Source organism: Calderihabitans maritimus (assembly GCF_002207765.1).
GTDB lineage: Bacteria > Bacillota > KKC1 > Calderihabitantales > Calderihabitantaceae > Calderihabitans > Calderihabitans maritimus.
The window spans coordinates 46,956-70,133 of record NZ_BDGJ01000101.1 but is presented as its reverse complement, the minus strand read 5'-3'; the positions used below and the strand labels follow the sequence as shown (position 1 = coordinate 70,133).

Here is a 23,178-nt window from a genome sequence, read left to right as displayed (position 1 = left end):
TTCTGCCGCCAGTCTCATCGGAGGCGGGCGAATACCTAAGCCGGGTGAGGTGAGCCTGGCAACTCACGGGGTACTCTTCTTGGACGAACTGCCGGAGTTCAACCGTAACGTTCTAGAAGCACTGCGCCAGCCGCTGGAGGATAAGGTAGTAACTATTTCCCGGGCCGCGGCAGCCCTCTCCTACCCGGCCAATTTTATGCTGGTAGCCGCAATGAATCCCTGCCCCTGTGGTTTTTATGGCGATTCCAGCAAGCAGTGTTCCTGTACTCCCCTGCAAATCCAGCGCTACCAATCTAAAATATCAGGGCCACTTTTGGACCGCATCGATATTCACATTGAAGTACCCCGGCTGGAGTATAAAGAAGTGGCAGGGAACCAGCCAGGTGAAAATTCAGCCTCCATCCGCGCAAGGGTAGAAAGAGCCAGGCAGATTCAACGGGAAAGGTACAAAAGCCTTGGTATAAATTGCAACGCCGAAATGAGCCCCAAGTTAACCAAAAAGTTTTGTTCTCTTGACAAGGAAGGGCAAGACTTGATCCGGAAGGCTTTTACTCAATTAGGCTTAAGTATGCGGGCACTGGACCGAATTCTTAAAGTTGCTCGCACCATTGCCGATCTAGAAGAATCCCAGGACATTGAACCCCATCATGTTGCCGAAGCCATCCAATACCGCACTTTGGATAGGAGAGTCTTTTAAGGGCTCTAAGCCAAAGTACTTTTGCAAAACGAGGAGGAACCAAGATTGACCAGCTATCAAAACCAAATTAACACGAAGGTTTTACAGTGGAAAATGGCGGTCAGCCAATTAACAGTTTATCACCAACTCGTTCATGACCCTATTTTCAGCGAACTTGTTCAGTTGATTGATGGGATTTACCGTCAACAACCGCAGGCTGAAGCGTTGGTAGAAAATTACCACCGCTTATGCGCCAAGTTACTCGAGACGGCAGAAATGTACCAGGGCCCGGTGGTAGGAAATGCCTGGCAAAACCACCTGCTGGATCTAATACTGAAGGACGATAACATTTTTAGCCGCAAGGCAGAAAAAGTAGCTTTAGAAGAAATAGGAATATCCCTGCGGGAAGCCCTGGCCCATGACCTTCGCCGACTGCAACTTTTGTTCAATTTGAAATCTACAGAATTGCAGCAATTGATAATAGAAAGATTCTCCGCTGCCTGGCCAGACAAAGATTTCCCGTTAGCCTCTGAGGAATGGCCTGGTTGGGACCAAGTCATACCTTTACATAGCACCAACAATTCCTACCTCTTTCAAGCTAAATTACAGATTAAAAAATTGCTGGCCGATGCTGCCGACTGGGGGTTGCTGGTACCCAAACTGGCAAAATATTTTGCGACCATGGGCAGTGGTATTGTTGGCAGTTACTGGGCCTTCCGTTGGGAACGGCAGGGGAGCAATGGCCGTCTGGTTGGAATCCCCGATCCTGACCCCATCCGCTTTTCCGACCTGATAGGATATGAAAAGCAGCGCCAGCAGGTCATCGACAATACCGAGAAATTTCTCGCCGGGGCTCCGGCAAACAATATTCTACTCTACGGTGATCGAGGTACCGGCAAATCCTCCACCGTAAAGGCATTGCTCCACGAGTATGCCCACCGGGGACTCCGGCTGGTGGAGGTGCATAAGGATCACCTGCAGGATTACCATCAGATCATTCGACTGCTAAAGCAGCGACCTCAAAAATTTATTCTCTTCATTGACGACCTGTCTTTCGAGGAGCACGAAACCCAGTACAAAGAATTAAAGGCTGTGCTGGAGGGCGGACTGGAGCCACGCCCCAAGAATGTGCTGATTTATGCCACCTCCAACCGGAGACACCTGGTGAAAGAGTACTTTCATGATCGCAACGACAATGGAGAATCAGGAGAGGTGCGCCGGCAGGATACGTTACAGGAAAAATTATCCCTGGCAGACAGGTTTGGCCTGACTGTTATATTCACTACTCCAACCCAGAAAGAATACCTGGACATAGTTATGGGTCTGGCCAAGCAGCGAGGACTAGAAATTGAACCAAACCAGCTCCGCCGTATGGCCCTGCAATGGGAACTAACGCAAAATTCCCGGTCCTGCCGTACCGCCCGGCAATTTATCGACCAAATGGTTCCCGGAGTCCTGAGCGACCTGCGCTAGAATAGTCACTCGCAGGAGCAATTCTGGAGATGAAAAATACAGAGGGCCCGAAATGATCGGGTCCTCTGTAATTTCCGGGTACTCCTATTTGTTAGCGATCAAAATAGATATTCTTGCCCGTAGCGGAAATTGGAATTCCTACCACCAAATCACCCTCAATCAAGCCCATCTTCTTGGCTACGACCCCGACCCGGTACATAATGCGGTTGTCAGCGTTCAAAATACTGGCAGTTTTGACCGCTGAACCCAGGGCAATACCCAAATCAATGACCCTCCACGCACAAAGCGGGCCACGAAACTCCGGTCCCGACCGGCTCTTCAGGTCAGCGCAACGTTCCTCCCCGCAGGCTCCGCAGTTTAAACCTAAAGGGGCAGGTCGGTCCAGACTGACCAGGAGCAGAGCATCCGAACGGCGCACGTTTTCGCCATCGCGGTCAAAGTTCTTCCGCCCAGTTTCTTTTCCGTACTTGACCATTTCATCGGCTAATTTAGCTAGGTCTTCACCCTCCAGAATCTTCAGGCCAATAAAGTCCTTGCCCGCTGCCTTTGGTGCCGTACGCGCTGCCACCGCCATCAATTCTGCTATGGTACGCATTCCCTCCTGCATTTCAAAATCCTCCTTTCTCACTCCACTATCTTCGTTAAAAGTATTCTTCCCCTTCTTCCAGTTTCCTGCCGAAATAACGGCAAATGCACCTCTTACCTCCCCGGCCGGCCTTCTCTTTCCTCTATCCCCCGTAACCCACCGGTATGGACCCTATCGTTTTTGTCCCGCAGCTTTTAGAGCTCCCGCAGCAACCAAGTTCCACCAAATAAGAGCATAATTATCAAATTTATTTTTATTTGGACTTTGTTTCAAGCGGCGTCTCAAAATAAACACTTGTACTCGGGAAGGCCACAGACACTCCTTCCCTCTCAAGAATTTCCATGATTTTGAAATTAACATCTTCCTTCACTCGTAAATACTCTCCCCAATTAGTCGTCTTGGTAAAGAAATACAGGAAGATATCCAGGCTACTTTCACCAAAGGAATCGAACCTCACAAAGATGGTTTCTTTATGAATTTCCGGATGATTTTCCAACATATTTTTGATCTCATTAACACATTTCTCTAGCTTGTCTTTCGAAGTATTATAAGTTACCCCTAACTTAAAAGTTATTCTTCTCTTGCCCATGCGACTCCAGTTGGTAATAGGCTCGTTCGCAAGAGTTGCATTAGGCACCGTAACAAGGGCTTGAGCAAATGTCCTAATTTTGGTGCTTCTAAAATTTATATCTTCTACGATACCTTCTACACTAGGCGTGTAAATCCAATCCCCAATTGAAAAAGGTTTGTCTGTTATAATTACAATCCCACCAAAGATGTTAGAGACTGTATCTTTGGCAGCCAGAGCAAATGCTAAGCCTCCGAGTCCAAGTCCAGCAATAAAACCATTTACATCATAATCCCACTCCTGTGCTACCACACTGATGGCCAGTGCAACCACAGTGACCCTTAAAACTTTAGACAAAAAGGGAATTAGTATTTTATCTATTTGAATGCCGAATACCTTTTCCACTTCTTCACACAGAACGGCATAACTCCCGACTAAATTATAAAAACCCATGGAAACGAGAATTATTATTGAAGAACGAAAAAGCTTCGATAATAGTAAATTATGTGGAGAACTTAAAGGTAGATACGAAAGCGAAAGATAAAGACCTAATAAGATAAAAAAGAACTGTAGTGGTTTTTCAAATGCCAAAACTATTTGGTCGTCCAGGTCGGTTTTGGTTTTGACAGAGAGTTTCAGTAATAGTTGAGAAATATATCTGGCAAAAACTTTTCGCAACAACCAAAATCCTAAAAAAATAGCTGTTGCCACACCTATCTGGGTTAACATTTGTCCTAACGTTTCACTGTCAAAACTTGCCCGACTAAAGATAATATTTAAGTCGTTTAGCATATTCACCCCTCCCTCTAAACTGACAGTTGGTTTGTGACGTAACTAATTCTTATGATAGTCCCAATGCCACCTTCTTTGAATAACCATACGTCGACAAGTCAAAAAATCCTGCATCATCTTTGTTCCATAAGGATTGAGCATGCGAGCTCTTGGTATGATTCCATCGGGAGGAAAAAAAGCGGGAAAGGAGAATGGTAAACACGGCGGGAATATTTGTCCGAAATATCGAAGTCAATGATTGTTGCAGGAAAAAAAGATGGTGAAGAAACTTATGTCCCTCCCTGAACTCAATACCTCAGCTTACCTCATTCAAACATGTCAACCTAGGTTAAGCTGGTTCTAAAATTTGATACCTTGTCAACTATATCTATTGCCACAAGATTTATACACCATGTTCAAGATTACACTGCCAGCCGGACTAACAGAAACACTAGCAAAATAACAGTAATGAAGGCGAATACAAACGGAAGCAGAATTTGGTAAGCAGCAATTAGAAACGCTGCTATATCCAGTCCCGTTACCGGCTGTCCCACACCATGGTCATCCGTGACCTCTTTCTTGGCCCTCACCAATTGCCTTTTCGTCTTACTCTGTTTCCGATTGCTACCTCCATTCACTTTATTCATTTTCAGTGTTTCTCCTTCCAACAGACTTTGTTTTTTGCAAACCCTCTTAACATCGTATCAAACATTTAGCGGTTATTAAACATTATTTACAGATTTAAGATTTACTTTCTAAAAAAGTCAAAAAGTCCGGAGAATGGTCCCCGGACTCTTAGCCTCAATCCAATAGAGCCAACCAAGCCTTCCCTCTTTCGGACGTTAAGATATACGATGGAGATGGCAGGCTACCAGGTGGCCGTTTCCCGCATCCCGAAGCTCCGGTTCTTCCTCTGCGCATATTGCCTTAGCGTGCCGGCAACGCGTACGGAAACGACAACCGCTCGGGGGGTCAATGGGGCTGGGCACATCGCCTTCAAGTATAATTCGCTGTCGCTCCACTTCAATGTCAGGATCGGGAATGGGAACAGCACTAAGTAACGCCCGGGTGTAGGGATGCAACGGTGTATCGTACAGTTCCCAACTATCAGCCAATTCCACGATTTTTCCAAGGTACATTACGGCTACCCGGTCGCTGATATGTCGAACCATTGAAAGGTCGTGCGCAATAAAAAGATACGTAAGTCCCAGCTTTTCCTGAAGGTCCTCCAGCAAATTAACAACCTGGGCCTGAATAGAAACGTCCAAGGCCGAAATGGGCTCGTCCAATACCACAAAATTGGGATTGACGGCCAGGGCCCGGGCTATCCCGATCCGCTGCCGTTGCCCACCGCTAAATTCGTGGGGATAGCGATTTGCATGTTCGGGATTGAGCCCTACTAAACGTAGAAGCTCGTAAATCCGTTCCTGCCGCTCGTTACGGTCCCGAGCCAAACGGTGAATATCTAGAGGTTCTCCAATAATGTCGCTGACGGTCATCCTAGGATTCAACGAGCTATAAGGGTCTTGAAAAACGATCTGGATCTCGCGTCGAATTGTTTCTATATCGCGGGCGTTCAAGGCATATATGTTCCGTCCTTTATAGATAACTTCACCTTTAGTCGGCTCATATAATCGCAGAATAGTTCTACCTACGGTCGTTTTTCCACACCCGCTCTCTCCTACCAACCCTAAGGTTTCTCCCTTGCGGATATTAAAACTGACGTTGTCCACCGCTTTTACGTAACCAACGGTTTTAGTAAAGATAGCACCGGCGGTGATGGGAAAATATTTGGTTAAATTTCTGACCTCAACAAGATATTCTCCTCCGTTCAAGAGACCCCCCTCCTCTCGTCCCGTCTGACACGAGCGGCCATCGGATGGAGCAACCAACAGGCTGCCTTGTGACCGGCACCGCACTCAGTTAACTCTGGTTTGCGTTCAAGGCAAATGCGCATAGCGTACTCGCAACGCGGGTTAAAAGAACAGCCCTTCGGCGGCGCCAGCAAATCCGGAGGTTGACCATCTATAGGCACTAGCCTCTTCTTCTCCCGAGCGTCCAGACGAGGTATGGATTTTAACAGCCCCCATGTGTACGGGTGTTGCGGATTATGAAATATGTCACGGACTGAACCAGCTTCAGCAACTTTGCCGGCATACATTACAATAACCTTGCTGGCCAACCCCGCAACCACCCCCAAATCATGGGTAATTATAAGGATGGAAGTGCCAAGCTTGTCCTTAAGTTCTCTCATCAACTCTATAATTTGAGCCTGGATCGTCACGTCCAGGGCCGTAGTAGGTTCATCGGCAATAAGCAGTTTGGGGTTACACGATAGTGCCATGGCGATCATTACCCTTTGCCGCATACCCCCGCTAAACTGGTGCGGATATTGTTTGATCCGTCGTTCCGGATTTGGGATGCCAACCAGTTCGAGCATCTCGATGGCACGCTTTCGCGCCTGTTCACCAGATAGACCTTGATGTCGCTTTAAAGCTTCCGTTATTTGTAAACCAACGGTCAAAACCGGGTTCAAGGAAGTCATGGGGTCCTGAAAGATCATACTGATTTCATTGCCGCGGATAGCCTGCATTTCTCGTTCGGACTTGCGAACTAGATCTTCCCCCTCGAACAAGATGGACCCACCAACGATTTTTCCGGGCTCAGGAACAAGCCGCATGATCGAAAGAGCGGTTACGCTTTTGCCGCACCCCGACTCGCCCACGATAGCCATGGCCTCGCCCTTACCTAGTTCGAAGTTGACCCCATCTACAGCTTTTACTTCTCCGGCGTAGGTAAAAAAAGATGTTCTCAGGTTTTCAACCCGTAAAAATGCTCCCACTAATGCTCCTCCTCTCTAATCACGGCGTAGACGCGGATCCAAGGCATCACGAAGTCCGTCGCCAACAAAATTAAAGGCCAGTATAGTTATACAGATTGCCGCCGCAGGGAAGAAAAGCTGCCACGGGTAGGAGCGGATAGCCTTGTACCCGTCAGCTGCCAAAACGCCCCAGCTAGCCATAGGCGCGCTCACACCAAGACCGATAAAGCTGAGGAACGCCTCGGTAAAAATGGCTGAGGGAATGAGAAGAGTGACGGTTACTAAAATGGGGCCCATCGCATTGGGAATAAGGTGCCGTATTAGAATTCGGAACTTGCTCGCTCCCAAAGCCTGAGCGGCCAGCACATACTCCTGCTCCCGGAGACTCAGGATCTGACCGCGAACAATGCGGGCCATGCCCAGCCAAAAAGATAAGCCAAAGGCGATGTATACGCTCTTAAGTCCAGGTCCCATAACCACCATCAACAAGATAACCACCAGTAGGAAAGGTATCGAGTAAAGAATGTCAACGATCCTCATCATTATGTTGTCGATTTTACCGCCGAAAAGGCCGGAGATCCCACCGTAAATTACTCCGATGGTCATGTTAATGAAAGCACTGATAAACCCGATCAGTAGTGAAATGCGTGAACCATATAGGACTCTCACGAAAAGGTCTCTTCCCAGCGCGTCGGTACCGAACCAGTGATCTGCGCTCGGGGGCTCATTCGTTCGGGTAAGGTCTTGCTCCCAATAAGTGTACGGTACAAGCAGCGGCCCGACTATGGCTGCAATGACCATTATTCCGATTATTACTAGCCCGACCATGGCCATCCTGCTTTTTTTGAAACGACGCCAGGCATCCTGCCAGTAACTCATGCTCGGTCGATTAACGGCTTCATCTTGAGCATAGTCTCTTTCGATAGGTTCAAACATGTCAGCAGAAAGACCCATGGCCTCACTTCCTTTCCTCGAGGTAACTTATCCTTGGATCCAAAAAAACGTATGCGATATCCACCAAAAGGTTCATCGCCATGAGGAGGACGCTGTAAAACACCGTGACCCCCATAATAAGCGTATAATCACGATTACTAATGCTGTCTACAAAATGTTCGCCCAGCCCTGGAATAGCAAATAGAAATTCAATGACAAAGCTTCCCGTAAAAATCGCCGCTATAAGCGGGCCCAAGTAAGTCACCACAGGGATAAGTGCATTTTTCACCGCATGACGATACACAACCACCTTTTCCGACAGGCCTTTTGCCCGCGCGGTCCTAATATAATCCTGCCGCATCACTTCCAACATGCTCGACCGCATCAGCCTGGCAATCATGGCTGTAGGGTACCCGGCGAGAGCCAATGCCGGCAACGGGATATGCATCAGGGTGCCCCAGCGGGCAGCTGGAAACCACTTCAACTTCACGGCAAACACATACATCAGTAAAATCCCAAGAACGTAGCTGGGAACTGAAACACCGATGGTAGCCACTAGCATAGCCAAGTTGTCCTGCCACTTGTGCTGTTTGAGCGCTGAAATGATCCCGGCAGGGATCCCTACCAGGAGCGATAAGGCTACCGCAATTGCCCCCAGGGTTGCCGAGACAGGGAAGGCGTCATTTATAATCTGATTGACCGTACGCGATGTATACCTAAAGGAAGGTCCAAAATCCCACCGGGCTACGTTCCAGAGATAACTGAGATATTGTTTCCAAAGGGGCCAGTCCAGGTGGTAGCGCCGCTCCAGGTTCTGCAGGATCGCTTCAGGTACTTTTTTTTCGGCTGCGAATGGTCCCCCTGGGATAGCGTGCATTAACAAAAACGTGATGGTAACAATGATCCACAGTGCGATTATCATGGAGATAATTCGTTGTACAATGTACCGGGTCAATATGACACCACCTTCCCGCAGCTGTCATTTATTTCCTTAACCACTGTTTCAATATTAGAGGTATGCACGCCCGAGCGCACATACCTCTTTTAAGGCACTTCCACTATTTCTTGTAGTTACTTTTCAATATACGCGTGCTTAAATTCCATCTCGGGACCGAAGGGCAACTTCACGACGCCCTTTACGTAATCCTTCATGAGGTATGGATCAGTATAGAAGTAAATGGGAGCTATAGGCATATCACGCATCAGGATCTCCTCGGCCTTATGCATGGCTTCGAAGCGAACCTTCTGATCGCCAGTGCTCTTAGCGGTGGTAATTAAATCCTCATATTCGGGATCCCACCAGTTGGTGTTGTTGTTGCCGCCGTCTTTCAGCCACATATCTAGAAAGGTCATGGGGTCAAGATAGTCGGCGGCCCAACCGGCCCGTGCAACCTGGAAATTCCCCTGATCACGGCTTTCCAGGTAAACACCCCACTCCTCGTTACGGAGCGTTACGTTTTCTACACCCAGATTCTTGCGCCACATCTGCTGTATAGCTTCCGCAATTTTCTTATGGCCTTCACTGGTGTTGTAGAGAATCTCGATAGGCGGTAATCCCTTTCCATCGGGATACCCGGCTTCGGCCAATAGACGCTTGGCTTCCTCGATGTCCTCAGTAAAGTAATCGCCGCCTTCTTCCCGGAAGTCCTTTCCGGTTACAGGGTTGATAATGCCGTAAGGTACAAAAGCATAAGCCGGACGCTGTCCCGCCTTCGTAACGGCGTCAATCAACGCTTGGCGCTCAATCGCCATAGCAAAAGCCCTGCGAACTCTGGGATCATCGAAAGGCTCTTTCTCCACGTTGAACATGTAGTAATAGACCGCCAAATCACTGCCAATTACCAGACCCTCATTTTTTAAGCGGTCCATTTCTTCCAACGGGGGATTGTCCAGAATGTCAAGATCACCCGTCTCGAACATAGCCAGTTCGGTGCTCTCTTCCTCCACGGTGTAGAAGACCAGTTTGTCGAGCTTGACAGTTTCGCGGTCCCAGTAATTCTCGTTAGGAACTAATTCCAAAACGTTTTTATGCTCCCATTTAATCAGCTTAAAGGGTCCATTGGATACTATCGTTTCCGCTTCGCCAGCCCAGCCGTCGGGATCGGCCTCTACCGTGGCCTTATGAACGGGGAAGTAAGTTGGGAAAGCCGTAAGGGACAGGAAGTAAGGCGCCGGCGCTTCCAGCGTCACCTCCAGCGTTTTCTCATCGATGGCCTTGATTCCGACTTCGTCAGCGGAAACTTCGCCGCTGGTATATTTCTCGGCGTTTTTAATATACCAAAGCATATATGCATAGTCCGCCGCCGTATCCGGATTGAGAACCCGTTTCCAGGCATATTCAAAATCATATGCCGTAACCGGGTCGCCATTGGTCCATTTTATCCCATCGCGCAGGTGGAACGTGTAAACCAGTCCGTCCTCGGAGATGTCCCAACTCTCGGCCATAGCCGGCTGTGGCTCATAGCTCTCATCGAGCCGGGTAAGACCCTCGAAGAAAGCATTGATCGCCGTTAACTCCGGCTGACCAGTCGCTAAGGCCGGGTCTAATGTCTCAGGTTCCGTTGCCAAGTTATACCTCAGTACCATCTCTTCCGCGGCAGACTGCTGTTCCCCACCCGCAGGAGCGGTTGCTTCCTCTTTGGCACCGCAACCAGTCAGAAAAGCTGCGATCAATGTAATAAACAACAATGGTAGTACCAGTTTTTTCCACGACATATACTCCGACTCCTTTCTATATATTGTTCAAATTAATTCTTCAAGCCAACTTTTTCCTCCTAATGTTCCTGTCAATCATCACCTCCAGTTGACGACATTTTTCGCTATATTTCGCCATTTTGCTATGACACATATTATTCGCTATAAGACCCCAAAATCCTCCCATCTCTCAAATTCTATTTTTTGGCTGATTTTCTGTTTGTTGCATAATTTACGGTCCCAGCTGACGCCCCTGAAGCTTTTGCATGAGGTCAAAGCGTCCGCGGCAACGGCAAAGTAGCATACCCTGTATGAAAAATGTAACAATACCCGACTTTCCCGGGGTATGACTACTGAATCGCGGGAACTATATGGCTTCCCTAAGGTTACCCAACTTTCCTGAGGGAGATAGAAGTGAAAAATAAACGAGAGCATTTTTTTGGTTGAAAATTCCCAGGGCTTGTACTACAATTTTAGGCGTAAATTATGTATAGGAGGATAATCCGATGGCCGTAATCACACCTATTAGAGGTATTCGCTACTCTCCCGTGAAAATTGAAAACATGGCAGATGTGGTCACCCCCCCTTATGATGTAATCAGCCTTGAGGATCAGGAAGAGTTTTACCAACGACATCCACATAATATCATTCGCTTGGAACTAGGGAAAACTTTTCCTGATGATTCCCCTGCGAACAATCGTTATACCCGCGCAGCCCGGCTGTTTCGCCAGTGGCTGGATGACCAAATTCTAATCCAGGACGAAAAGCCATCTATTTACATATACCAGCAACAGTTTCAATACCGGGGATTGCCTACCGTCAGAACCGGCTTCATTTGCGGTCTGCAGTTGGTAGATTATGCTGCGGGTATTGTCCTACCCCATGAGGAAACTATAGCCAAACATAAAGAAGACCGTCTACAACTTCTACGTTACTGCCACGCCAATTTTAGCCCGATTTTTGGTTTTTACGTTGATAAAACTCGCTTTATAGACCACCAGTTACAGGAAGTTATAACCAGTCGTGATCCTGAGGTAGAATTTACAGACGACTTCGGGATCGTCAACCGACTGTGGGTTGTACAGACAGAAGAAACCCTTCAGGAAATAACTCAAGCCATGCGACCTCACAAGATCTTTATAGCCGACGGCCATCACCGGTATGAAACCGCTCTCCATTTCAGCCGGGAAATGAAGGCCAAAGGCTTGCCAGGATACGACTTTGTTATGATAAACCTAGTTAACCTGTATGATGAGGGACTGGTAATCTACCCCACTCACCGGTTGGTTAAAAACCTTCCGGACTTCAACTGGCAGTCTTTAGAAAACGGCCTCCGGGAGAACTTTGTTATTAAGAAGGTGGAACTAGACTTACATAAGGAAAATGATCGCATCACCTTTATAAATCTGCTGGAAAGACAGGCAAATGAAAAGTATGTCTTCGGTCTGTACCTCAACCGCACCACCTATCTGTTAACGTTACGTCCCCATGTAGATGTAGAGACATTAGGCCCTTCTGAGAAGTCCACTGCGTGGAAGCGATTGCCGGTAACGGTGCTTCATACGCTTATACTGGAAAAACTGCTGGGCATCAGCAAGGAACAGCGAGAAAGCCACACCAACCTGACGTACACTCGCGACGAAGCTCAGGCGGTAGCAGCCGTAGATGACGGTTCCCACCAAATGGCATTCTTTTTAACTGCGCCCCATCTGGAAGATGTGGTCCAAGTAGCTGACGCGGGAGACAAGATGCCTCAAAAGTCCACTTACTTCTATCCAAAGTTAACTACGGGTTTGGTTATAAACCCCTTGGGACCAGAAATAAAGCCAGAAACATAATGAAACCCGGTTTTGAACCGGGTTTTTCTATTCTGTAAAGGCATTTCGATATAATGTCAGGCGCTTGACCGCCCCATCCTCACCCAGCAGGATTCCAACCACATCGAAACGAAAATTCTTACCCTCCAGCCGCTTCGCAGTGAGATAAACCCTGGCCAGCTGTAGTAATTTCCGCTGTTTCGTCCAGCTTACCGTTTCTTCGGGAAGACCAAAAAGGCTGGAGGTGCGACTGCGTACTTCAACAAAAACTATATCTTCCCCTTCTTTAGCAACGATATCAATTTCTCCCAGGCGACAGCGGAAATTTGTTTCCAGGATGCGGTAACCGTTCTTGCGCAGATAGCGTACTGCCTCCTCTTCCCCTCTCTTTCCCAATTTCTTCTTCTGCTTACTCATATTACCTCCCTCTTTTTTTCCATACCGAAAAAAACAAAGAGTAAGGAAACGTGCTGCAACGGCAAGTTTCCTTACTCTAGATTCCTTTGCTCCCTTTAATGGGGGAAGAATACCTGTGCCACGTTTAACGCCGCGTTAAGCAGTGGTGTCGGGTATATTCCAAAGAAAATGGTTGCCGCCATGCTGATCAATAAAGCCGCCTGTAATCCCAAAGGTACGTGGATTGGCTTACTATCTGCCGGTGGTTCTCCTAGATACATGACCTTACCCACTATGAGATAGTAGTAAACAGACACCATACTGGTTCCTATGCCTACAAACGCCAGCCATAGATATCCTTTATCGATAATCGAAGTGAAGAGATAGAATTTGGTTTGAAAACCAGCCAAGGGCGGAATCCCGGCCAACGATAGCAGGGATAACAGCATGACTACCGCCAGTAAGGGTGAACGACGGCTTAACCCCGCATAATCTTTAATCTCATCGCTACCGGTAGCATTGGAAAAGGCAATGGCCACCATAAAAGCCCCTAAGTTGGAAAACACATATAAAATTGAATGGAATAGAATAGCTGCCACACCGAGGGATGAAAAAGCTATCAAACCGAGCAACAGATAACCGGCCTGGGCTATACTGGAATATGCCAGCAAACGCTTAATATTAGTTTGGGGAATGGCAACAAAATTCCCCAGGAGCATAGTAAGGGTTGCTAAAACCATTAGCAGAAGAAGCCAGTAGGGTTGGGTAGTCGGTATGGCCTGCATAAACACCCGGAGAAACACGGCAAAGCCTGCCGCTTTGGAAGCTACAGCCAAAAAGGCAGTTACCGGCGTAGGTGCTCCTTCATAAATATCGGGAGACCACATATGGAAGGGAACAGCCGATATTTTAAAACCAAATCCGGCCACCAGAAAAATTACGCCGATTAACAGGAGAGGCTGCACATGTTCTGTCACGACGGCGGCTATGTCTCCAATAACTGTAGTTTGGGTGAGGCCGAATATCAGGCTTAATCCGTAAAGAAGTATGGCAGAGGACATAGCTCCCAGAATTATATACTTGATCCCTGCTTCTGCTGACTTGGCGTCTTTTTTCTTATAGCAGGCAAGGATACAGAAACTGATAGTCATCAATTCCAAACCGATGTACAGAGTAATGAGATCCCCTGCCGAAGCCATAATCATCATACCCAGTGTTGCGTAGACCAGCAGGGAGAAAAACTCGCCCTGATTATATCCTAACTTCTGAACAAAATCCAGCGAAGCAATGCTTACTAAGATAGCCGCTACCAGGAAAAGCTGCTTAAAAAACGTGGCAAAAGGGTCCACAATATACATTCCGTTAAAAAGAGTAGCGTTTACGTTTCGGAAAACAAAGGTGACCGCCAGTATAGCTAACAATCCCAGCGTGGTTAGATACCCTACCCCTCTGTTCTGGTTTTTCGGAACCAAAAGTCCCAAGACGAGCAGTCCGGTAGCAAGCAAAGCCGTTAGTATCTCTACCGTCAGCAACGTAAAGTTCATTTAAAAGATCCCTCCAATCTGGCGGGCCGCCTCAATTTTGGCAACCAGAGGCTCTACCCCGTTGTTAATTAAGTCCATCAAGAGGGACGGGAACAGTCCAAAAATAATTAGTACTCCGCACAGAACTACAATAGGTACCATCTCTACCCCTTTGGCATCAGTAAGGTGATCCCAGCGCGGGTTCCGGGGTCCGAAAAAGGTTTTTTGGACGACCCGTAAAACGTATACCGCTGTAATGACCACACCTAAGATAGCCAGGATGGAAAGCACCCGAAAATGCAGCCATCCGAAAAGCGTTTTCTCCACACTGAACGAACCGACGAAAATCAGAAACTCGGCTACAAAGTTGTTTAAACCGGGAAGCCCTAAGGAGGCCAGACCGGCAATAACAAATCCCGTAGCCACCCTCGGCATCTGGTGCGCCAGCCCACCAAACTCGGCTATCATACGGGTATGGGCTTTATGGTAAATATTACCAACCAGTGCAAAGAACAGGGCCGTCATGATACCGTGAGCGAACATCTGAGCTACTGCTCCGTCGAGACTGAGAACGTTTAAGGAGGCAATTCCTAAAAGCACGTATCCCATGTGACTGACACTGGAGTAACCAACCACAAATTTCAGGTCCTTCTGTTGCATGGCAACCATAGCTCCATACACAACGTTGACTATACACAGTAAGGCAATGAGCGGAGCCCAGTACTGGGCGCCCTCAGGGAAGAATAAAACTCCGGCCCTAATTAAACCGTAGCCCCCCAGCTTCATCAATACGCCGGCGTGAAGCATACTTACCGCCGTGGGAGCGGCCACGTGACCGTCCGGCGACCAGGTATGAAGGGGCCACATGGGTACCAAAAATCCGAAACCAATCATCATCAGGAAGAACACCAGCTTCTGGAATCCAAGGTCGTAATTTACCGTAGCCAGCGTAGCAATATCAAAGGTGCGATAACCCAATTGATCGGCAGCATACAGGAACAACGCGATGATACCGATTAAGGCTACAGCACTCCCCACCAGCAGGTAGAGGGTCAGTTTCATGGCCGCATATTCTTTCCGAGTGCTTCCCCAAATACCAATAAGCAAATACATAGGAATTACCGCTACTTCAAAGAAGAGGTAAAAGAAGAACAGATCTCGCGACACAAACACGCCGAAAACGCCCGCCACCAAGACGAGGAGAAGGATAAAAAATTCTTTAATCCGCTTGTGCATGTCCCAAGAGGCGAATACACCGGTAAATATTACAATAGCCGTCAACAGTACCAGCGGAAGGCTAATGCCGTCCACACCTACCGAATACTTAATACCAAAACTTTCTACCCAGGTGTACTCTTCCGTAAACTGCATACCTCCGATTGACTGGTCATAGGCAAAATAGGCATAAGTGGAAAGGGCGAGAGAAACAAATGTGGCAACTGCAGCCGTAATCTTGATAACCCGTTCTTCATTTTCGGGAATGAACAGAATAAACAGCGCCCCAATAACCGGAGCTAGAACAATCGCGGTTAGAATTGGAAAGCTCATTGTATCCCTCCTAACACGGGCATGGCCATCCACAGAACGATAATAACTACCGCGGCGAATATGACCAGTGCATAATTCTGCAAACTGCCGGTCTGAACAAAACGCAACCGGGCTCCGATACCCCTAATCGTATCCGCCAGACCGTCGGCAATACCATCAACCACATGCCGGTCATGCCAGTTAAAGGCCGCGCCAATTTTCAGTACTACATTGTCGAAGAACCACTGATATACTTCGTCGATGTAATACTTGTTGTACAGGAGGTTGTAAATAGGCAAAAACCTCTTCTTTATCGCTTCCGCGGAAATCGCCTTCTTCATATAAATCAACCAGGCCAGACCAATCCCCGCCAACGAAATTATGGTAGATGTTACCATTAAAGCAATGTCTGCCTCCACATGATGCGGCTCTTCAAAATAAATGAAGGAGGCGAAGCCGTGTTCTACAAAAGGAGCTCCCACAAAACCGCCGAATATCGAAAATACCGCCAGGACCAATAGAGGAACGGTCATGGTCCACGGGGATTCGTGAGCGTGGTGGTCTGATTTTTTCTCACCGAAGAAGGCTATAAATATCAACCGGAACATGTAGAAGGCGGTCAAGAAAGCGACAAAGGAACCTACGAGGTACAGTAACGTAAAGCCGCCCTCTTTAGTTGCCAGAAGAATTTCATCTTTACTCCAAAAACCAGCCAAGGGGAAGATACCTGCCAGGGCCAGAGCTCCGATCACAAAGGTCCAAGTGGTTATGGGCATCTTCTTGTATAACCCACCCATATCGAAAATGCTGTTGCTGTGTACCGCGTGGATGGCACTTCCGGCACCAAGGAACAACAGCGCCTTAAAATAAGCGTGGGTCATCAGGTGAAAGATTCCGGCCGTCATGCTTCCGACACCCATTGCCATAACCATATATCCCAGCTGGCTGAGTGTTGAATAAGCGAGGATACGCTTTATATCTTCCTGCACAATGGCTATCGTCGCCGCAAACAAAGCGGTAAAACCACCCACATAGGCCACTACTAGCAACGAGGCGGGTGCCTTCGCGAAAAGAATGTATCCGCGAGCTATCAGGTACACACCGGCGGCCACCATAGTAGCCGCATGGATCAACGCACTAACCGGAGTGGGACCTTCCATAGCATCGGGAAGCCAAACATGAAGGGGAAACTGCGCTGATTTTCCAACAGGCCCTATGAAAACCAGTATCGCCGCCAGGGTCAGAAAAGCTACATTGTCGTAGTGTTCAATAGCTTCCGCTAGCTCCCCAAAGTTGAAGGTTCCAAAAACCAACCACAGGAAGAAAATTCCCAGCATGAAGCCAAAATCAGCTACCCGGTTGGTGATAAAAGCCTTCTTGTTAGCTTCCGCTGCCGAGTTTTTGTAAAAATAGTACCCAATTAAAAGATACGAGCATAAACCCACCAGTTCCCAGAAGAAAAACATCTGGAAGTAGTTATTGGCCACCACCAGGCCCAACATGGAGAAAGCAAAGAGAGACAGGTAAGCATAAAAACGGGAAAATCCTTCATCACCATGCATGTACCCAATGGAATAGATCTCTACCAGCAGAGCAACCAGAGTGACCACGAACAGCATTACTGCCGTCAACGGGTCAATGAGAACACCTGCCTGAATGTAAACTCCCGGCAAATTGAGCCAGTCAACAAAGTATTCGTAAGGGTTGTTCATGGTAATTTCAGGGCTCTGAATTACCTCCCACAGCACCCCTACGGACATAACGAAAGCAACCGCCATGGCAGCAATAGCTACCAAGGCACTTAGCATTTTTAGTTTTCTAGTAACAAACACTATGATCACAAATGCAATCGCAGGAAGAATTGGTATCAGCCAAGCGTATTCTTTCATTGACCTTTACTCACCTACCCTCGTTTTAGTCAAACAAGCTACCACTTGAGCCAATCGAAATCTTCAATATTGGTAGACAGCCGGTCTCGGTAGATGTTGATAATGATGGCCAGAGCCACAGCTACCTCCGCGGCTGCCACTACAATTACGAAAATGGCGAAAACGTGTCCTACAAATTCCGTTGGTTTTAAGTAACGGGAGAAAGCAACCAAATTGATGTTGACTGCGTTGAGCATTAACTCAATTCCCATCAAAACGGCCACTGCATTTCTTTTGGCTAAAGCTCCATACAATCCTATACAGAAAAGCAATGTTCCAAGAATAAGAAAATGAGGCAAGTTAATCATGGCGCGAAGTCACTCCTCTCGCCAGAATTATGGCTCCGACCATAGCTACCAGCAAAAGTATAGCGGCTGCTTCAAAGGGTACCACAAAATCGGAAAGCATAGCTTCAGCAATAGGTCCAACCGTATCTGCCGGTGGTACGGCGTTACTTAGAGTCCATGAAGTACCTAGAATAAACCTTTCCACAAGCAGGAACAAGACCAACGCAACTAGAGCCGCTATTCCTTTATAACGATTAAACGGGTTACTCTCTCTAATATCTCCCCTGCGTGTCAGCATCACACCAAAAACCAGCAAAATAGAAACCGCGCCAACGTAAACAAGTATTTGAACCGCCGCTAGAAAATCGGCTTCCAGTAGGATGTAAATGCCTGCCACACCGACAAAGGTTACCATCAGATATAATGCACTGTGCACAATATTTTTTAACAGCACCACTGCTAAAGCCGATCCAATAATCAAGGCAGTTAGCAACCAAAAAATCACATCAACCAACAGTTTTCACCCCTCTGTCCCCTGGCAACAGGCCAAATCGCTTTCCCCGCTGCCGTCAGTTTCATGACTGGCCCGGTTATAAAGATGGAGTACCGTATCTTGCCGAGTGTATGAAGCCAACTCAAAATCCTGGGTAAAATTAATGGCGTCGGTGGGGCAACTTTCTACGCAGAGCCCACAGAATAGACAATATCCCAACTCTATTTTGTAGTCATCCAATCGACGCTTCTTGTTTTCACCTTTGCTGCTGGCAATTTTTATGACATTATTAGGACAAGCCTTGGCACAAATGCCGCAGGCAATACATTTTTCAACATCCAAAGCAAATGACCCGTGAAAACGCGGAGATAGATTAGGCCGTTGATCGGGGTATTGCTCCGTCACCGCTTTGCCGAAAAGATGCTTTAAAGTTATGCCCAACCCTTTCAGTAAACCTTGACCGTACATTCTCTCACCATCCCCATCCCATCGCCTGGTACCACTGATAAAGTTTTATGCCCACGCCGGTAACCAAAATATTAACAAAAGATAGTGGCAGCAAGAATTTCCAATTAAGATGCATTAAATGGTCAATCCTTATACGCGGATAGGTCCACCGCACCCACATAAACAGTAAAATCATACCGTAAAGCTTTATCAAAAACCATAGCCAGGAAGGTAGCCAAGGACCTCGCCAACCACCAAGGAAAAGGGTTACCGCAATAGCAGACACGGATACTAGATTGGCATATTCGGCCAGGAAAAACATGGCAAATTTCATTCCACTGTATTCCGTATGAGGTCCGGCTATAATCTCCTGCTCTCCTTCCGGCAAGTCAAAAGGCCCTCGGTTGAGTTCCGCCGTGGCGGCGATAAAGAATATTAGGAACGCTACCGGCTGTAGAACGATAAACCACATGTCTTTTTGAGCGGCTACAATATCGGACATTTTTAGGGAACCGGTCAGCATGATTACTCCCAGTAAAGAAAACACTAGCGGTATCTCATAGCTAACCATTTGCGCTACCGTCCGCATGCCGCCGAGTAAAGAATACTTATTGTTCGATCCCCAGCCGGCCATTAGGAAAGCAATAGTGGTGGTAGATGAGATAGCAATAAAATAAAATATTCCTATGTTAAGGTCAACCGCGATCATTCCTTCCCCAAAAGGAACTACCGCGTACATCATGACCGCCGGAACAAAAACGATCACCGGAGCCAAGAAGAATACCCAACGGTCGGCAACTGTAGGCCTGATATCCTCTTTACCGATTAGCTTCAGTACGTCCATGGTCGTCTGCAGCAGGCCTCGGGGACCAACGCGGTTGGGCCCCAAACGATCCTGAAAATAGGCACTAATTTTTCTTTCGAGATACACCAGGTAAAGAACATTTAATAAAACAAAAGTTATGATCCCCACCACAGCTACCAAAACAACTAACATGTCGATTGCGAACGGAGACAACCCCATTCCAGCAAACCAAGACCTCAAACTTTGAGCCAAGTCCACAAAAAGATAATTAAGTTTTTCCATATTCCTTCTCCCCTTTACCGGTCTACTTCACCAAGAACAATGTCAATAGAAGCAAGGGCCGCTACTGCATCCTGAATATTTCCACCCCTAGCCAACAGGGGAAAAGCTCCTAGGTTGACAAAAGATGGCGAATGTACGTGCAAGCGGTAAGGCTTGGAGGAGCCGTCACTAACAATGTAGTAGCCTAATATTCCCTTGGCACCTTCGATTTGATGATAAACCTCACCTGCCGGAGGCTTAATTACTTTAGGAACTTTAGCCATTATAGGGCCTTCCGGCAAGTCTCGTACCGCCTGCTCAATTATTCTTACACTCTGGCGCATTTCTTGTATTCGCATTACGAAGCGGTCAAAGGTATCGCCATTCTCCCCTACCGGCACTTCAAAATCAAACCGATCGTAAATTCCGTAAGGAGTTACTTTACGCAGGTCGAAAGGCACACCACAGGCTCGTAAGTTGGGACCAGTAAAGCCATAGTTAATGGCAGTCTCAGCATCAATAACCCCTACTCCCTTGCACCGAGCCTGAAAAATTTCATTTCCGGTAACCAATCCGTCGTATTCATCAAAGCAAGCCGGAAGTTCAGCCAGAATCTTCCTTAAAGCAGGTATAAATTCTTCGGGCAGATCATCCGCCACTCCACCAATTCTCATGTAATTGATGGTCAGCCGACCACCGGCCACCATGTCAAAGAGGTCAAGAATGCGTTCCCTGTCTCGGAAAGCATACATCCACCCGGTGAAACCTGCAACGTCAAGCGCCATACTTCCCACAAATACCATATGGCTGGCAATCCGTTGCAGTTCCGCCATAATAACTCGGATATATTCTGCCCTTTCCGGAACCTCAATACCCATAAGCTTTTCCACGGCCTGAACATAGCCCATTTCGTTGATCAATGCTGCTAGGTAATCCATTCTGTCCGTATAAGGAATAAACTGGGTATAAGTTCGATCCTCGGCCAGCTTTTCTACGCCCCGGTGCAGGTAGCCAACCACGTTTTCTACGTCTACCACTGTTTCCCCGTCAAGGGTTAAAATAGCGCGGTAAACACCGTGGGTACTGGGATGTTGAGGGCCCATGTTCAGGGTGATTTCTTGAGTTCGCAACACCTTTTCTTTTGGATTTTCCATTACCATATCTACACCTCAACTCCTATCTTAAGGAACCAGCCCTGCTAGTTCCTTGCCTGCGCTTTATAATCTTTTCTCAAGGGGTGCCCTTCAAAGTCATCGGGGCACAAAATGCGCTTCAGATTCGGATGTCCTTCAAATTTGATACCCATGAGGTCGTAGACCTCTCGCTCCTGGACGTCGGCAGCAGACCACAGGGATACCAAGGAAGGAACTTTTGGTTGCTCTTTCCCCACTTTAACTTTAACCCTTAACAGGAGACCTTTTTCCATTGACATTAGGTGGTAAACCACGAAAAAGTTTTCCGGATAGTCCACCGCCGTAATGTCCATGAGCATGTTAAAACCAAACTCCTTATCATCCTTAAGCTCCTTCATAACAGAAACTAGGTGTCCTACCGGAACCAGTAGCGTCACCGGATCTCCTTCCGCAACTTCCACATCACCGGAGAACCTTTTGTTTAATTTATCCACCAATAGTTTAATATTATCCATGTTTTCTCATCCTTACCACCTTGGGATTAATTACTTTCTGGCGCAGTTGTAACAGTCCATAGATTAAAGCTTCCGGCCGAGGTGGACAGCCGGGAATATAAACGTCTACCGGTAGAAAAGTATCGGCTCCAGGCACCACATTATAAGAGTCCACAAAAGGACCTCCACTAATAGCACAACTGCCCATGGCAATAACATATTTCGGTTCGGCCATTTGATCATAAATTCTTTGAACCAGCGGTGCCATCTTTTTGGTAATAGTTCCGGCAACAATCATCAAATCAGCCTGGCGGGGCGACGGCCGGAAAACTTCATATCCAAACCGGGAAATATCATAACGTGGACCGCCCGCCGCCATCATTTCTATAGCGCAGCAGGCCAAACCAAAGGTTACCGGCCAAAAAGAATGCGCTCTCGCGTAATTGAGCACCTTCTCCACAGAAGCCAAAATAATATTGTTTCTTACCAGTTCTTCCGCCTGATTATCTCTCACTTCCATTCTAATGCTCCTTCCTTCCAAGCATACCACAAGCCTATCACTAAAATAGCTATAAATATAAGCATTTCAATAAACGCGAACAAACCTAAAACCTGAAACTTAACCGCCCACGGATAAAGAAAAACGGTTTCTACATCAAAGAGCAGAAATATTAAAGCATAAAGGAAATAGCTGATCTTAAACTGCACCCACGTCGGGCCCTGAGTCTCCAAACCGCATTCATAAGTGGAAAGTTTCTGGGGACTCGGTCTTTTAGGCCTTACCAGCCAGCTTACAGCAAAAATAACCAAAGGGAAAACAGCACCAACAAGGAAAAAGATGCCTATACCAGCGAATTGTTTAAGCATCCTTCACCCCCCTCCCTAAGTAGGACGTAAATTTGAACCATCCTTAGGAAACATAACTTATTTAGGCACAACCAATACTGTTATTCGCCACATTCCTTGAAATACCTTCATAAAATTTGTCTTTTTTATTTTGCGAAAAATTTTAATAAATATATTTTTGTTTAAAATAATACTCTTTCCCTCCCGGTTTGTATACATGATAAATCACCTGATATATTCTTTTACCCCCCTAAATGTTTTTCTGTGGATGGGACAGGGACCATAGCGGGCGATAGCATCCAGGTGATCAGCCGTGGGATAACCTTTATGTTGTTTGAAACCGTACTCAGGATAAAGGGTATCGTATTCCTCCATCAGCCGGTCTCTAGCTACTTTGGCGAGAACGGAAGCAGCAGCAATACTGGCACATTTGCTATCTCCCTTAACAATACTAGTTTGCGGAAGATCAATATTTGGTATACTAACCCCGTCTACCAGAACGTGTTCTGGCTTCATATCCAGCTTCTCAATAGCTTGACGCATAGCCTGAAAAGTCGCTTGAAGAATATTATAGCGATCTATGTAAACCGGAGACACCACTTGTACAGACCAAGCTATCGCCTTTTCTTTAATTTCTTCCTCCAATTGTTCTCTCTGTTTAGCCGTAAGTTTCTTGGAATCGTTTAACCCCGCTATAAA

Annotated in this window: 24 protein-coding genes; 3 read left to right on the top strand and 21 right to left on the bottom strand. The window is 47.1% G+C overall.

The annotated features are described in order from the left end of the window. A partial coding sequence (locus KKC1_RS08995; RefSeq protein WP_143288720.1) for a YifB family Mg chelatase-like AAA ATPase occupies positions 1 to 697 on the top strand: 697 nt, incomplete at its 5' end. Positions 698 to 742: 45 nt separating this feature from the next. Further along, positions 743 to 2,149 (top strand): ATP-binding protein, encoded by a 1,407-nt coding sequence (locus KKC1_RS08990; protein ID WP_088554131.1) that lies wholly within the window; start codon positions 743 to 745, stop codon positions 2,147 to 2,149. A gap of 91 nt (positions 2,150 to 2,240) precedes the next feature. Here KKC1_RS08990 and KKC1_RS08985 read toward each other — a convergent pair whose 3' ends face one another. The 8 genes from KKC1_RS08985 to KKC1_RS08950 all read right to left on the bottom strand — a co-directional run bounded on the left by KKC1_RS08985 (position 2,241) and on the right by KKC1_RS08950 (position 10,543). Next, positions 2,241 to 2,756: a ferredoxin domain-containing protein gene (locus KKC1_RS08985; RefSeq protein ID WP_088554130.1), complete on the bottom strand. Its 516-nt coding sequence runs from the start codon at positions 2,754 to 2,756 to the stop codon at positions 2,241 to 2,243. A 232-nt stretch (positions 2,757 to 2,988) separates the two neighbouring features. Beyond that, entirely contained in the window at positions 2,989 to 4,032 is a 1,044-nt protein-coding gene (locus KKC1_RS08980; RefSeq protein WP_368731567.1) for a mechanosensitive ion channel family protein, read from the bottom strand. A gap of 464 nt (positions 4,033 to 4,496) precedes the next feature. Beyond that, positions 4,497 to 4,721 carry a hypothetical protein gene (locus KKC1_RS08975; RefSeq protein WP_088554128.1) on the bottom strand — a complete coding sequence of 75 codons (225 nt, stop codon included), beginning with the start codon at positions 4,719 to 4,721 and terminating at the stop codon, positions 4,497 to 4,499. A gap of 195 nt (positions 4,722 to 4,916) precedes the next feature. Next, on the bottom strand, positions 4,917 to 5,909 hold the full coding sequence (locus KKC1_RS08970) for an ABC transporter ATP-binding protein (protein ID WP_088554127.1): 993 nt from the start codon (positions 5,907 to 5,909) through the stop codon (positions 4,917 to 4,919). Further along, positions 5,906 to 6,916: an ABC transporter ATP-binding protein gene (locus KKC1_RS08965; RefSeq protein ID WP_088554126.1), complete on the bottom strand. Its 1,011-nt coding sequence runs from the start codon at positions 6,914 to 6,916 to the stop codon at positions 5,906 to 5,908. The genes KKC1_RS08970 and KKC1_RS08965 overlap by 4 nt, the downstream gene beginning before the upstream one ends. Positions 6,917 to 6,931: 15 nt before the next feature. Further along, a complete protein-coding gene (locus KKC1_RS08960) occupies positions 6,932 to 7,849 on the bottom strand; it encodes an ABC transporter permease (RefSeq protein WP_088554125.1) in 918 nt (305 codons plus the stop codon). Positions 7,850 to 7,853: 4 nt separating this feature from the next. After that, positions 7,854 to 8,783, bottom strand: a complete 930-nt coding sequence (locus tag KKC1_RS08955) for an ABC transporter permease (RefSeq protein ID WP_088554124.1) — start codon at positions 8,781 to 8,783, stop codon at positions 7,854 to 7,856. Positions 8,784 to 8,899: 116 nt separating this feature from the next. Beyond that, positions 8,900 to 10,543: a peptide ABC transporter substrate-binding protein gene (locus tag KKC1_RS08950; protein WP_088554123.1), complete on the bottom strand. Its 1,644-nt coding sequence runs from the start codon at positions 10,541 to 10,543 to the stop codon at positions 8,900 to 8,902. A gap of 485 nt (positions 10,544 to 11,028) precedes the next feature. Between KKC1_RS08950 and KKC1_RS08945 the strand changes: the two genes are divergently transcribed. After that, entirely contained in the window at positions 11,029 to 12,360 is a 1,332-nt protein-coding gene (locus KKC1_RS08945; RefSeq protein ID WP_088554122.1) for a DUF1015 domain-containing protein, read from the top strand. Positions 12,361 to 12,387: 27 nt separating this feature from the next. Here the strand turns inward: KKC1_RS08945 and KKC1_RS08940 are convergent, their stop codons facing one another. From KKC1_RS08940 to rnhB, 13 genes are all read right to left on the bottom strand, one after another. Continuing rightward, complete coding sequence (locus KKC1_RS08940) at positions 12,388 to 12,756, bottom strand: YraN family protein (RefSeq protein ID WP_088554121.1); 369 nt, start codon at positions 12,754 to 12,756, stop codon at positions 12,388 to 12,390. Positions 12,757 to 12,851: 95 nt separating this feature from the next. Next, positions 12,852 to 14,279 (bottom strand): NADH-quinone oxidoreductase subunit N, encoded by a 1,428-nt coding sequence (locus KKC1_RS08935; protein WP_088554120.1) that lies wholly within the window; start codon positions 14,277 to 14,279, stop codon positions 12,852 to 12,854. Further along, positions 14,280 to 15,806 carry a complex I subunit 4 family protein gene (locus KKC1_RS08930; protein WP_088554119.1) on the bottom strand — a complete coding sequence of 509 codons (1,527 nt, stop codon included), beginning with the start codon at positions 15,804 to 15,806 and terminating at the stop codon, positions 14,280 to 14,282. Then, entirely contained in the window at positions 15,803 to 17,674 is a 1,872-nt protein-coding gene (gene nuoL / locus KKC1_RS08925; RefSeq protein ID WP_088554118.1) for an NADH-quinone oxidoreductase subunit L, read from the bottom strand. The genes KKC1_RS08930 and nuoL overlap by 4 nt, the downstream gene beginning before the upstream one ends. 38 nt (positions 17,675 to 17,712) lie before the next feature. After that, complete coding sequence (gene nuoK, locus KKC1_RS08920; RefSeq protein ID WP_088554117.1) at positions 17,713 to 18,021, bottom strand: NADH-quinone oxidoreductase subunit NuoK; 309 nt, start codon at positions 18,019 to 18,021, stop codon at positions 17,713 to 17,715. After that, a complete protein-coding gene (locus KKC1_RS08915; protein WP_238134257.1) occupies positions 18,014 to 18,505 on the bottom strand; it encodes an NADH-quinone oxidoreductase subunit J family protein in 492 nt (163 codons plus the stop codon). The genes nuoK and KKC1_RS08915 overlap by 8 nt, the downstream gene beginning before the upstream one ends. 15 nt (positions 18,506 to 18,520) lie before the next feature. After that, a complete protein-coding gene (locus KKC1_RS08910; RefSeq protein ID WP_088554115.1) occupies positions 18,521 to 18,961 on the bottom strand; it encodes a NuoI/complex I 23 kDa subunit family protein in 441 nt (146 codons plus the stop codon). Between the two features lie 4 nt (positions 18,962 to 18,965). Further along, the gene (gene nuoH / locus KKC1_RS08905) at positions 18,966 to 20,027 is read right to left on the bottom strand and encodes an NADH-quinone oxidoreductase subunit NuoH (RefSeq protein WP_088554114.1); all 1,062 of its coding nucleotides are present in this window, start codon (positions 20,025 to 20,027) and stop codon (positions 18,966 to 18,968) included. A 14-nt stretch (positions 20,028 to 20,041) separates the two neighbouring features. Further along, positions 20,042 to 21,160, bottom strand: coding sequence for an NADH-quinone oxidoreductase subunit D (locus KKC1_RS08900; RefSeq protein ID WP_202820021.1), 1,119 nt, complete (start codon positions 21,158 to 21,160; stop codon positions 20,042 to 20,044). Between the two features lie 44 nt (positions 21,161 to 21,204). Next, a complete protein-coding gene (locus KKC1_RS08895) occupies positions 21,205 to 21,654 on the bottom strand; it encodes an NADH-quinone oxidoreductase subunit C (protein ID WP_088554112.1) in 450 nt (149 codons plus the stop codon). After that, positions 21,647 to 22,153, bottom strand: coding sequence for an NADH-quinone oxidoreductase subunit B (locus tag KKC1_RS08890; protein ID WP_088554111.1), 507 nt, complete (start codon positions 22,151 to 22,153; stop codon positions 21,647 to 21,649). Before KKC1_RS08890 ends, KKC1_RS08895 begins: the two co-directional genes overlap by 8 nt. Continuing rightward, positions 22,144 to 22,500, bottom strand: coding sequence for an NADH-quinone oxidoreductase subunit A (locus KKC1_RS08885; protein ID WP_088554110.1), 357 nt, complete (start codon positions 22,498 to 22,500; stop codon positions 22,144 to 22,146). Before KKC1_RS08885 ends, KKC1_RS08890 begins: the two co-directional genes overlap by 10 nt. 204 nt (positions 22,501 to 22,704) lie before the next feature. After that, positions 22,705 to 23,178: ribonuclease HII (rnhB, locus tag KKC1_RS08880; protein WP_143288719.1), on the bottom strand; the 474-nt coding region annotated here is incomplete at its 5' end.